This is a genomic window from Streptomyces curacoi (genome assembly GCF_001513975.1).
In the GTDB taxonomy this organism is placed as follows: domain Bacteria; phylum Actinomycetota; class Actinomycetes; order Streptomycetales; family Streptomycetaceae; genus Streptomyces; species Streptomyces curacoi.
In genome coordinates this window covers 596031-608031 of record NZ_KQ947987.1, presented here as the reverse complement: position 1 = coordinate 608031, position 12001 = coordinate 596031, and the positions used below count along the sequence as shown (strand labels likewise).

The following is a 12001-nucleotide window of genomic DNA, read 5'->3' as shown; positions in this document are numbered from 1 at the left end:
GAAGGTTAACGTCCCGCACCGCAACCCCATTTGAGCCAACTGGCGCTGAGCCGCAGAGCCATGCCGCTTCAGCCGCAAGCCGGACAAGAGACAAGGACGTCAGCATGTCGGCATTGAGCAACAACAACTGGGACCGCCGTACCGTTCTGCGGGCCGCCCTGGGCCTGACCGCCGCCGGCACGCTCGCCGCGTGCGGCAGCAACACGGGCCGTGGCGGCGGTTCGGGCAACGGTCTCGTCCAGTACTTCCACGCGTACGGCGAGGCGGGCACCGAGCAGGCCATCAAGCGGTACGCGAAGGCGTACAAGAAGGCCAACGTGACCACGCAGTGGATCACCGGCTCGAACTTCGAGAGCAAGCTGTTCGCGGCGCTGCTCACCGACCAGGCACCCGACCTGTTCGAGTTCCACCCGCAGTATCAGCTCATCGAGAGCGGTCAGGTGGCGGACCTGACCGACATCGTCGCGCCGGTCAAGGACGACTTCAACCAGGCGGACATCGCCTCGCACACGGTGGACGGCAAGATATACGGCGTCCGCATGATCGACGACCCGCAGTTCTTCTTCTACCGCAAGTCGATGCTGGAGAAGGCGGGTGTCCAGCCGCCGACCACGCTGGAAGAGCTGGTCGAGGCCGCCGCCAAGCTCACCACCAGCAAGGTCAAGGGCGTGTTCCTCGGCAACGACCTGCACGCGGTCATCCAGCCGATGATCTACGCGGCCGGCGCCGACACCCTCAACGACAAGAACGAGATCGCCTACCACACGGACGGCGTCGTCGAGGGCCTGAAGCAGATGCGGAAGCTCTTCACCAGCGGCGACCTGCTCCTCGACGCCCCGGCCGACTTCTGGGACCCCTCCGCGCTCAACCAGGGTCTGTGCGCGATCCAGTGGTGCGGCATGTGGGCCATGCCGCAGTTCCAGCAGGCCCTCGGCGACGACCTCGGCATCATGCCGTTCCCGAAGGTCGGCGACGCCGGCAAGCCCGCGGTCTACAACGGCGGCTGGTCGATGTTCGTCAACGCCAAGAGCAAGAACGTCGACGCGGCCAAGGAGTACGTCAAGTGGCTGTGGATCGATCAGAAGGAGTACCAGGAGGACTGGGCCCTGTCCTACGGCTTCCACATCCCGCCGCGCACCTCGATCGCCCAGTCCGCCGAGAAGCTGAAGTCGGGCCTGCCGGCCGAGGGCGTGAAGCTGTTCAACGAGTTCGGCCACTTCGACCGGATCGGCTGGACGCAGGCGATGATCACCGCCACGGAGGACGTCTTCGCCAACTCCGTCCGCAAGGACGGCGACCCGGAGGCCGCGCTCGACGCGTGTGACAAGAAGGTCAACGCCGAACTCAAGAAGCTCTTCGGATAGGCCCCCGGACGGATCGCGCCATGTCGACCACCACCACGCGCGACCTCGCACGCCCCGCCAAGGCCAAGGCCCCCAAGGCCGGGCCGCGGCGGAGGCTGCGAGGCAGCCGCACCTTCAACTTCTGGCTCTTCACCGGCCCGTTCCTGGCCGGTCTCCTCGTCTTCGTCTACATCCCCATCGGCTGGAGCATCTACCTCAGCTTCTTCGAGGCCCGCTTCACCGTCACACCGAGCGAGTTCGTCGGCTTCGCCCACTACCGGGAGATGCTGCAGAACGACGACTTCATGGGCTCGCTCGTCACCTTCACCCTGTTCGCCGCGATCATCGTGCCCACCACCTGGGCGCTGTCGCTGGGCCTGGCACTCCTGGTGAACCGGCTGCGCTTCATGCGGGCGTTCTTCCGGTCGGTGTTCTTCCTGCCGACCGCGTGCTCCTATGTCGCCGCCTCCCTCATCTGGAAGATGTCCATCTTCAACGGTGTCCGCTTCGGTCTGGCGAACACTGTGCTGGGCTGGTTCGGCGTGGAGAACATCGCCTGGCTCGCCAACCCGGATCCCCCGTGGTACTGGCTGGTGATCGTCACCGCACGTCTGTGGCTGCAGTCGGGCTTCTACATGATCCTCTTCCTGGCCGCGCTGCAGAACATCCCGAAGGAGCTGTACGAGGCCGCCGCCATCGACGGCGCCAAGCAGGGCTGGCAGACCTTCCGCCACATCACGCTGCCGCAGCTGCGGGCCACCTCGACGGCCGTGATCCTGCTGCTGCTCGTCGCCGCCTACCAGGCCTTCGACGAGTTCTTCAACCTGCTCGCCCGCACCACCTGGGGCCGGCCGCCCCTCGTCGAGCTGTACTACATCGCCCTCGGCCAGGAGCAGGACTACGGCAGGGGCAGCGCCGGTGCGGTGATCCTCACCCTGCTGATCTGCGTCGTGACCCTGTTCCAGGGCAAGATCATGGGCTTTGGAAGGGGTGAGGAGTCCAAGTGACCACCACCGCACCCGACGTGAACAACCAGTCCGCACCCAAGCCGGTCAAGGCCAGGCGCGGCGGCGGAGTCATCGGCAACACCGGTCTGTACCTCGCGACCGGCATCGCCGCGCTGCTCTTCCTGGTCCCCTTCTACCTGCTGATCCGCAACTCCCTGTCGACCGACTCCGAGATCACCGGTGAGAACTGGAAGTTCTTCCCCACGGACATCCAGTGGGGCAACATCACCGAGCCGTTCGACGACACGACGGTCGACTTCGCCCAGTCGATGTGGAACTCGCTGGTCGTGGGCGTCCTGCACACGGTCGGCATCCTGCTGATCTGCTCGCTCGCCGGCTACGGCCTCGCCCGCATCCCCTACCGGCACGCCAACAAGGTCTTCTACGCCGTCCTGTTCACCCTGATGGTCCCGGCCGCCGTCACCTTCGTGCCGAGCTTCGTCCTCGTGTCGTCCCTCGGCTGGGTGGACAGTTACCGAGGTCTCATCATCCCGGGCCTGTTCAGTGGTTTCACCTGCTTCCTGTTCCGGCAGTACTTCCTGGGGTTCCCCAAGGAGCTGGAGGAGGCGGCACGCGTGGACGGGCTCGGCTACTGGGGCGCGTACTGGCGTGTCGTCGTGCCGAACTCGCTGAACTTCTTCGCGGCGATCGCCACGATCACCTTCATCAACGGCTGGAACGCCTTCCTGTGGCCGCTGGTCATCGGTCAGGACCCCAGCGCCTGGACGGTCCAGGTCGCGCTCTCGTCGTACATGACCAACCAGACCGTCAACTACCACCTGATCTTCATGGCCACCGCCATCTCCATCCTGCCCCTGCTGTTCGTGTTCCTCTTCCTCCAGCGCTGGCTGGTGCAGGGGATCGCACAGACCGGCATCAAGGGCTGACGCTCCCTTTCCCGCGACCTCTTCCAAGACCTGGAGACCGATGTCTTTCCGCACCACCACGGACGTCACCTACGTAGAGGACGTCTCCCCGGGCCGCGGGGCCCTGCCGCCCCGCGCCTGGTACGCGTCCTCGGACGCCAAGTCCCTGTCCCTGAACGGCAGCTGGCGCCTGCGTGTGTCGGCGACCGCCGACGCCGAGGACGACTCGTTCGCCGAGGAGGGCTACGACGCCGGGGACTGGGCCGAGGTCACGGTCCCCGGCCACTGGGTCCTGCAGGGCGACGGCGCGTTCGGCTCGCCCGTTTACACCAACCACCTCTACCCCTTCCCGGTGGACCCGCCCCGCGTCCCGACCGAGAACCCGACCGGTGACCACCTGCGGTTCTTCGATCTGCCGGAGGACTGGCCCGCCCTGGACGAGGGCGGTGCCGTCCTGCGCTTCGACGGTGTGGAGTCCTGCGCCCGGGTCTGGCTGAACGGCACGGACATCGGCGAGTTCAAGGGCTCCCGGCTGCCGCACGAGTTCGCGGTCGGACACCTGCTGAAGCCGACGGGCAACGTACTCGCGGTCCGCGTCCACCAGTGGTCGGCCGGCTCGTACCTGGAGGACCAGGACCAGTGGTGGCTGCCGGGCATCTTCCGTGACGTCACGCTGCTGCACCGCCCGCCGGGCAGCGTCCTCGACTTCTTCGTGCACGCCGACTACGACCACACCACCGGCGAGGGCACCCTGCGCGTCGACTCCGACGTCGATGGGCGGGTGTCCGTGCCCGCCCTGGACATCGATATCGCGACCGGCGAGTCGGTGACGGTCCCGGTCGAGCCGTGGTCCGCGGAGACGCCCAAGCTGTACGACGGCGAGCTGGTCACGGCGGGCGAGCGCGTGCCGCTGCGCATCGGCTTCCGTACGGTCGTCCTGGAGGACGGCCTGATCAAGGTCAACGGCAGGGCGATCCTGTTCAAGGGCGTCAACCGGCACGAGTGGCACCCCGAGAAGGGCCGCGCCCTCGACCTGGAGACCATGCGCGAGGACGTGCTGCTGATGAAGCGGCACAACCTCAACGCCGTGCGCACCTCGCACTACCCGCCGCACCCGGCCTTCCTCGACCTGTGCGACGAGCTGGGCCTGTGGGTCATCGACGAGTGCGACCTGGAGACCCACGGCTTCACCGAGCAGGCCTGGCGGGACAACCCCGTCGACGACGACCGCTGGACCCCGGCCCTGCTGGACCGGGCCGCCCGCATGGTCGAGCGCGACAAGAACCACCCGTCGATCGTGTTCTGGTCCCTCGGCAACGAGGCAGGCACCGGGCGCGGGCTGACCGCGATGGCCGAGTGGATCCACGGCCGGGACTCCTCGCGGCTCGTGCACTACGAGGGCGACTGGGACTGCCGGGACACCGACGTGTACTCGCGGATGTACGCCTTCCACGACGAGGTCGAGAAGATCGGGCAGAAGCTCGACGGCGGCACCCACAAGCGCCGTGAACTGCCCTTCATCCAGTGTGAGTACGGGCACGCCATGGGCAACGGACCCGGCGGGCTCGCCGACTACCAGAAGCTGTTCGAGTCCTACGACCGGCTCCAGGGCGGCTTCATCTGGGAGTGGATCGACCACGGCATCAAGCACCCCGAGCTGGGCTACGCCTACGGCGGTGACTTCGGCGAGGAGCTGCACGACGGCAACTTCGTCTGCGACGGCCTGATCTTCCCGGACCGGACGCCCTCCCCCGGGCTCGTCGAGTACAAGAAGGTCATCGAGCCGGTCCGCATCGACGGCGACGGCGCCGACGGCACCGTACGCGTGACCAACAAGTACGACTTCGCCGATCTGTCGGGCCTCGCCTTCGAGTGGGCGTACCAGGTCGACGGTGAGACGGTCGAGGCGGGCGCCCTGTCGGTGCCGGACCTGTCCCCCGGCGAGTCGGCGGACGTGAAGCTGCCGGAGCCGCCCGCCCACGGGACCGGTGGCGAGACCCAGTGGACCGTACGGGCGCTGCTCGCGACCGACACGGCGTGGGCGCCGAAGGACCACGTGGTCGCGTGGGGTCAGTTCCCGGTGTCCGGGAGGCAGTCGCCGTCCGTGGCCGCGAGCGATCGGCCCGCCGCGAGCGAGAAGCTGATCACCCTCGGCCCGGCCTCGTTCGACGCCCGCACGGGGGCACTGAAGACCATCGGCGGTGTCGAGGTGACGGCTCCGCGCCTGGACGTGTGGCGGGCGCCGACGGACAACGACGACGGCGCGGAGTGGCAGACGGACACCCGCTACGGGATGCTCTGGCGCAAGTACGGCCTGCACCGCATGCGCCACCGCCTGGACGCCGTCGAGGTGAGCGACGACACGCTGACCGTCCGGACCCGGGTGGCGCCCGCCGCCTGGGAGTTCGGCCTCGCCACGGTGTACCGCTGGACCTCCGACGGCGAGCGGCTGAAGCTGACCGTGTCCGTGACGCCGGACGGCGACTGGAAGGTACCGCTGCCCCGGCTCGGCATCCGGTTCGGGCTGCCGCAGGCGGACGCGGTGCGGTGGTTCGGCGGCGGTCCCGGCGAGGCGTACCCGGACACCGGGACGGCGTCGATGATCGGCCGCTGGCACTCCACCGTCGACGAGCTGCAGACGCCGTACGTCCGCCCGCAGGAGAACGGCGCCCGTGCCGACGTGCGCTGGGTGGAGCTCGGCGGGCTGCGGATCGAGGGCGACCCGGAGTTCTGGTTCAGCGCGCGCCGCTGGACCAACGAGCAGCTGGACGCCGCACGGCACCTCACCGATCTCACGCCGGGCGACACGGTCTGGGTCAATCTCGACCACGGCCAGCACGGCATCGGCTCCCAGTCCTGCGGTCCGGGCCCGCTGCCGCAGTACTTCCTGCGGGCGGAGCCGACGGAGTTCTCGTTCGTGTTCTCGACCGCCAGGTAAGAAGACCGTTAATCGATTGACCGATTGATCGACTTTCCGAGAGTGTCGGAGCGTCGCCAGCGGCCGGTCGGCACCCATGCCGACCGGCCGCGGTTTTCTTTCGAATCAGGGGAGTTGATGCCGGTTGGTTGGCAGCATCGAGGTCCGCGGCCTCTCCCGGACCTTCCACACCACCGTCCGCCGTCCCGGCTTCGCCGGGGCGCTGCGCTCCCTGGTCAACCCCGAGCGAGTCGCCAAGCACGCCGTCTGCGACGTGTCGTTCTCCGTCGCCTCCGGCGAACTCCTCGCCCTGCTCGGCCCGAACGGCGCCGGCAAGTCCACCACCATCAAGATGCTCACCGGCATCCTCACCCCCACCGCCGGCGACGCCCGGGTCGCGGGCGTCGTGCCGTACGAGGAACGCGAACGCAACGCCCGCAACATCGGCACGGTGTTCGGGCAGCGCACCCAGCTGTGGTGGGACCTCCCGGTGCGCGAGTCGTTCGCGATCCTGCGGGACATCTACGAGGTGCCGAAGGCCGAACACGCGGCACGGCTGAGGGAGTTCGACGACCTCCTCGACCTCTCCTCCTTCTGGGACACCCGGGTCCGTCACCTCTCCCTCGGCCAGCGCGTCCGCTCCGACCTGGCGGCAGCCCTGCTGCACGACCCGCCGGTGGTCTTCCTCGACGAGCCGACCATCGGCATGGACGTGGTGGTGAAGGAGCAGGTGGCGGGAGTTCCTGCGGCACCAGGTGGAGGAGCGCGGCCGTACGGTCCTGCTCACCACCCATGACATGACGGAGGTCGAGCGGCTCGCCGAGCGGGTCGTCCTGATCAACCACGGGCGGCTCGTCCTGGACGGCACCCTCGACGAGATCCGCCGCAAGTTCGGCTCGACCTGGCAGGTGCGGGTGACGCTCGCCGACGCGCACGCCGAGGTCGTCCCGCCGCCGGGCATCGCGCTGCTGCGGCAGGACGGCCCGCGGGTCGTCCTCGGTCCCGACGGGCCGGGCGCGCCGACCGTGCACCAGGCGCTCAAGGCGCTCGTCGAGCGGTTCGAGGTGACGGACATCGGCATCGACGAGGCGGACCTGGAGGACGTGATGCGCGCCGCCTACGTCCACAGCGAGCCGCAGCGGGAAGGGACCTGACGTGGCCGTGCTCCACGCCTGGCGCGCCGCCCGCGTCACCCCGCTCGGCGAGTTGCACACACCGCCCCGGATGACCGCCGTCCTGCTCCGGCTGACCGTGCAGGTGGTCCTGGTGGCGTCCCTGTGGCACGGCCTGTACGCGCAGACCGGCACCACCGCGGGGCTGAGCCGCGAGCAGGCGATCAGCTACGCCGTGATGGCCGTACTCGCCTCCCGGCTCAGGGAGTTGGACCAGTTCACGGGCCGGGACACCGTGATCCAGCACATGCACTACGGCACGATCGTCTACTGGTACCTGCGCCCGCTCCCGCCCCAGCGCTACTACGCCCTGCGCGCCCTCGGCGAGCAGCTGTACGGGCTGGCGTGGGCACTGGGCGGATACGCGGTCTGCCTCGCCGCGGGTGTCGCGGAACCCCCGAGGTCGGCCGCCGTGGCCGGGGTGTTCGCGGTGAGCATGCTGCTCGGCCAGTGGGTCCTGTACTACGTCCTGCTCGTCCTCGACCAGCTGTGCTTCTTCACCATCCGCAACAACTCCGCGCTGCTGATCCTGATCTTCGCGCAGAACCTGCTGTCCGGGGTGTACGCGCCGCTGTGGTACTTCCCGGACTGGTTCCTCACGCTGAGCGGTTTCCTGCCGTTCCAGGCGACGCTGAGCGTGCCGCTGTCGCTCTATGTCGGCCGGATCGAACTGTCCGAGGCGGGGGCCGAGTTGGCCGTCCAGGCCGCGTGGGTCGTCGTGCTGGCGCTGCTCACCCGGTGGGTGTGGCGGCGGGCCGCGCGGCGCGTGATCTCGCAGGGAGGCTGAGATGTCGCTGAGGGCTCTGCGCATCGTGTGGCGGATCTCGCTGCTCAACATCCGTGCCGCGATGGAGTACCGCACCGAGTTCCTGCTGAACATCGCGGCCGGCGCGATCTGGCAGGTGTCGGTCATCGTGTTCGCGACGGTGCTGCTGGCGCGGTTCACCGGGATGGGCGGCTGGGACAGCTCGGACGTGCTGCTGATCCCGGCGATCCGGATGCTCGCCCACGGGTTGTTCGTGCTGCTGCTGGGGCGTATGCACCTCGTCGGCCGGCAGATCCAGGAGGGCCGGATCGACGTCTATCTGCTGCGGCCGATGCCGGTGCACCGCCAGGTCCAGCTGGCCTACTTCCCGACCAACGCGATCGGCGATCTGATGGTGGCGGCGGGCCTGATGGCGGGCGCGGTCAGCCGCAGCGACCTGCACTGGACGGCGGGCCGGGTCTCGTATCTGATCGCCGCGGTCATCGGCGGGATGCTGCTGGAGGCGGCCCTGTTCACGGGGCTGGCCTCGGCCGCCCTGCGCTTCCCGGCCGCGGACTACTGGAGCCGCTGGCTGGAGGAGCTGCTCGGCACCTTCGGCAGCTATCCGCTGAACGTGCTGCCGAAAGCGGTGGGCGGCTTCCTGACCTTCGCCCTGCCGCTCGCGTTCGTCGCCTACTTCCCGGCCGCCGTCCTCACCGGGCACGACACCGCCGTCCCCCACTGGCTGGCGGCGTCCTCACCGCTGCTGGGCGTGCTGGCGTATCTGGGGGCGCGCGTGCTGTGGCGGTGGGCGCTGCGGCACTACACGGGGGTGAACGGGTGACGGACAGGTGGGCACTCCCGGCGCGGGGGCCGTGCGGTCAGGGGCGGCGGTCCGACCGCCGTACCGGGGTGAAGAGGGCGACGACCGCGATCAGTACGCAGCACCCGCCGGCGACCAGGCCGACGGGGGCCGTGCCGTGCCGTTCCGCGGCCCAGGTGAGGACGGCCGCGCCGATCGGGGCCGCCGAGTAGTGCAGGGTCCAGAACGCGGAGGTGACCCGGCCCAGCAACGGCTCGGGCGTCACCTCCTGGCGCAGCGACATCGAGCAGGTGCCGGCCATGGCGACGCAGGCCAGGAAGGCCGCGCTCAGGGCCGCGACGACCGGTACGTCCCCTGCCCAGCCGAGCCCGGCGAAAGAGAGGCCGCACACCGCGACCGCGCCGGTCCAGGTCACTCCGAAGCCGAGCCGGCGGCGGACCAGGGCCACCAGCAGGGCACCGGTGATCGTGCCGAGCGCGCCGACGGCCATGACGGTGCCGTCGTCCTGGCCGAGGTCGTGCTTGAGGCTGGCGGGGACACCGATGAGGGCAGCAAGGACTTCGGGGTCCATAACTGCTGATCGCTGTGAATTTTCGGGGTGTTGTTCCCATCCTGGGGAACGGCGGTATCCGGGCGGTCGCGCGGGCGGCCGAGGTGAGCGAGACGACGGTCCGTAAGGGCGTGGACGAGTTGGAGCCCGGCGAGGAGCTTTTGAGCCGGGTGCGGAGACCCGGTGGTGGGCGGAAGAAGGCCATGGCTCCCGCGCTCGGCCGCGCCATCGCCCTGCGCGGCGAACACGCCCAGCGACTGCACGAGCTGACCAGCAGCCGGGCCCGGGAGGAGAGACCCCGGGGGTGGTGGGCACCACCGGATGGTGGTGCCCACCACCTCGTCGGGGTCAGCCAGGTGACGTGCAGGTCAGTGCGGCGGTTCTCCCTGGGTCTGCCTGGCGCGGGCGCTGAGGCCGAGTTGGGCGGCGAAGAAGGCCAGGGTGTCGGCCGAGTGGTCGATGGTCCGGCCGGCTGAACGTGCTCCGTGCCCGGTGTCGGCTTCGCGCCGCAGCAGGACGGGGCGGTCGTCGAGCGTTGCGGTGGTGGCGTGCTGGAGTGCTGCGCACATTTTGCGGGCGTGGAGTGGATCGACTCGGGTGTCCTGATCGAAGGTGGTGAAGAGTACGGCCGGGTACTGTGCTCCTTCTTGTACGTGGTGATAGGGGGAGTAGGCCAGCAACCAGTTGAGCTGTTCAGGATCGCCGGCTGTGCCGTATTCCGGGGTCCAGGTCGGTCCTAGGCCGGACTTCTCGTAGCGCACCATGTCGAGGAGGGGGGCGGAGCACACGACCGCGCGGTAAAGGTCGGGGCGCTGTGTGAGGGCGGCTCCGACTAGCAGTCCGCCGTTGGACGTGCCGTGAATCCCGAGTCGCTCAGGGGTGGTCCAGCCATGGGTGATCAAGTATTCGGCCGCGGAGTGGAAGTCGTCGAAGCTGTTCTGCTTGGAGGCGCCCATGGCGGCGCGGTGCCACTGCTCGCCATGCTCGCTGCCGCCGCGGATGCCGGCGACGGCGTAGATGCCGCCTGCTTCGACCCAGGCGAGGATGTCGGGCGAATACTGGGGTGCCATGGGCAGGCCGAAGCCTCCGTAGCCGTACAGGATCGTCGGGCGGGGCCGGTCTGGCGGCATGCCCGGGATCGTCGCGGGCTCCGTGTCGGACGCCGTACCACCCGGCGAGGTGCTGCGTGACGGGGCGATGATCAGCATGCGCACTTCGGTGCCGTCTTTGGAGGCGTAGCTGACCTGGTGGGTCTGCACGTTGCGGGAGAGCGCCTGGTGATGAGGGTCGGTCCAGGGCCGGGTGTGTCCGGTGCGGGCGTCGTAGTGCAGGATGCGGGGCGGGGTGGTGTAGTCGGTGTAGCCGATCCACATCTCATGTCCGCCTTCCCCGCGCTGGGAGACGCCGGCCAGTGCGCCTGGTCCGGGCAGGGGCACGGTGCCGGTCCGCTCACCGGTGTGCGGGTCGTGGATGGCCAGCTCGGCCGTGGCGTGGCGCTGGCGGACGGCTATGAGCTGCGGGGCAGCCATGTCGGGTGAGTCGAGGAGCATGATGCCGCCGAGTACGGCCTCGGGGTCCTCGGGCAGCAGCTCGGTCCACTCCTGGGGGTCGGCGGGGTCGGCCACGCAGAGTTTGCCGCGGGGCGCGTCGAGATCGGTCAGCAGGTAGAGCCGGCCATCGGGCCCGGTCTGGGGCATGGTCTGCGCATGGGGGGAGGTCTGGATCGGCTGGAATTCCGGATCGTCCATGGGTGAGGCGTGCAGGTCGGCGATCCATGCCCGGTTGCCGGGCGCTGTTCCGACAGTGGAGGCGATGATCAGCCAGCGGCCGTCGGCGCTCAGGGAAAGGGCGAAGTAACTGCGCGGGTCGTGGCCGGTGCCGAAGACGAGAGCGTCGTCGTCAGGGTCCTGGCCCAGGTGGTGCAGCCAGACGCGGCGGTGATAGGACTCCTCGCCCGTGGGCACGTCGGCATCCGTGCGTACGAAGTAGAAGGACTTACTGTCGGGCAGCCAGGCTATGGGCGAGTAGCGGCAGCGGTCGATCGGGCCGTCGATGAGCCGGCCGGTGTCCGTTTCGATGACGTGCAGCAGACAGTGTTCGGTGCCGTTTTGTTCGGTCTGATAGGCGACGAGGTCGCCGTCGGGTGACGGGTACCAGCGTGCGAGCGTGGTGCGACCTGAGGGGTCCAGGGCGAGGGGGTCGAGCAGGGCGCGCTCGTCGTCGCAGAACGGCTTGGTGACGTAGATGGCCGGGTGCTGCCGGCCGGGGGCGTAACGCTTGGTGAAGCGCCGTCCGCCACGCCAGACGGGCGGGCCGGACATGGTGGTGGCGGACAGGCCGGACAGCCGCTGCGCGAAGCGGTGGCGCTCAGTCCAGGTGGCGCGTGTGGCGGTGAACAGGTCGTCCTGTGCGGCGAGCCACTGCCGGGTGGCGGGGGAGACGGGGTCTTCCAGCCAGCGGTAGGGGTCGGCGATCTGATGCTGGTGGAGGTTTTCGACCAGGTCGAGACGGGGGGCGTTCGGGTAGGCCGGCAGGTGGCCGTGAGGGGACGGCGCGGGCATGGTGTCCTTGGGTGCGA

At 69.2% G+C, this 12001-nt stretch carries 7 protein-coding genes and 3 pseudogenes; 8 read left to right on the top strand and 2 right to left on the bottom strand.

All coding sequences use genetic code 11. The features are described 5' to 3' along the window. The first annotated feature begins 104 nt into the window (after window positions 1-104). The 7 genes and pseudogenes from AQI70_RS16085 (at window position 105) to AQI70_RS16055 (ending at window position 8894) form a co-directional block, all read left to right on the top strand. On the top strand, window positions 105-1364 hold the full coding sequence (locus AQI70_RS16085; protein WP_062149662.1) for an ABC transporter substrate-binding protein: 1260 nt from the start codon (window positions 105-107) through the stop codon (window positions 1362-1364). 20 nt (window positions 1365-1384) lie between these two features. Then, window positions 1385-2350, top strand: a complete 966-nt coding sequence (locus tag AQI70_RS16080; protein WP_062149659.1) for a carbohydrate ABC transporter permease — start codon at window positions 1385-1387, stop codon at window positions 2348-2350. Continuing rightward, window positions 2347-3237, top strand: a complete 891-nt coding sequence (locus AQI70_RS16075) for a carbohydrate ABC transporter permease (RefSeq protein ID WP_062149656.1) — start codon at window positions 2347-2349, stop codon at window positions 3235-3237. The genes AQI70_RS16080 and AQI70_RS16075 overlap by 4 nt, the downstream gene beginning before the upstream one ends. A 40-nt stretch (window positions 3238-3277) precedes the next feature. Further along, window positions 3278-6154 (top strand): glycoside hydrolase family 2 TIM barrel-domain containing protein, encoded by a 2877-nt coding sequence (locus AQI70_RS16070; protein ID WP_062149653.1) that lies wholly within the window; start codon window positions 3278-3280, stop codon window positions 6152-6154. Between the two features lie 124 nt (window positions 6155-6278). Further along, window positions 6279-7287: pseudogene (locus AQI70_RS16065) on the top strand (ABC transporter ATP-binding protein). Window position 7288: 1 nt separating this feature from the next. Further along, complete coding sequence (locus AQI70_RS16060) at window positions 7289-8092, top strand: ABC-2 family transporter protein (protein WP_062149650.1); 804 nt, start codon at window positions 7289-7291, stop codon at window positions 8090-8092. Between the two features lies 1 nt (window position 8093). Continuing rightward, window positions 8094-8894, top strand: a complete 801-nt coding sequence (locus tag AQI70_RS16055; RefSeq protein WP_062149647.1) for an ABC transporter permease — start codon at window positions 8094-8096, stop codon at window positions 8892-8894. 37 nt (window positions 8895-8931) lie between these two features. Here AQI70_RS16055 and AQI70_RS16050 read toward each other — a convergent pair. Beyond that, window positions 8932-9399 (bottom strand): annotated as a pseudogene (locus AQI70_RS16050) (MFS transporter); the annotation flags it as partial. A gap of 83 nt (window positions 9400-9482) precedes the next feature. Between AQI70_RS16050 and AQI70_RS40920 the strand changes: the two are divergent. Continuing rightward, window positions 9483-9632: pseudogene (locus tag AQI70_RS40920) on the top strand (ISAzo13 family transposase); the annotation flags it as partial. Window positions 9633-9791: 159 nt separating this feature from the next. On the opposite strand, the gene AQI70_RS16045 reads toward AQI70_RS40920, so the two are convergent. Next, window positions 9792-11984 (bottom strand): prolyl oligopeptidase family serine peptidase, encoded by a 2193-nt coding sequence (locus AQI70_RS16045; protein ID WP_062149644.1) that lies wholly within the window; start codon window positions 11982-11984, stop codon window positions 9792-9794. Window positions 11985-12001: the final 17 nt, after the last annotated feature.

What these genes read in the sequence shown, in the direction of transcription:
- AQI70_RS16055 (WP_062149647.1), top strand. Translation starts at nt 8,094, where the DNA reads ATGTCGCTGAGGGCTCTGCGCATCGTGTGGCGGATCTCGCTGCTCAAC.
- AQI70_RS16045 (WP_062149644.1), bottom strand. Translation starts at nt 11,984, where the DNA reads ATGCCCGCGCCGTCCCCTCACGGCCACCTGCCGGCCTACCCGAACGCC.
- AQI70_RS16085 (WP_062149662.1), top strand. Translation starts at nt 105, where the DNA reads ATGTCGGCATTGAGCAACAACAACTGGGACCGCCGTACCGTTCTGCGG.
- AQI70_RS16080 (WP_062149659.1), top strand. Translation starts at nt 1,385, where the DNA reads ATGTCGACCACCACCACGCGCGACCTCGCACGCCCCGCCAAGGCCAAG.
- AQI70_RS16070 (WP_062149653.1), top strand. Translation starts at nt 3,278, where the DNA reads ATGTCTTTCCGCACCACCACGGACGTCACCTACGTAGAGGACGTCTCC.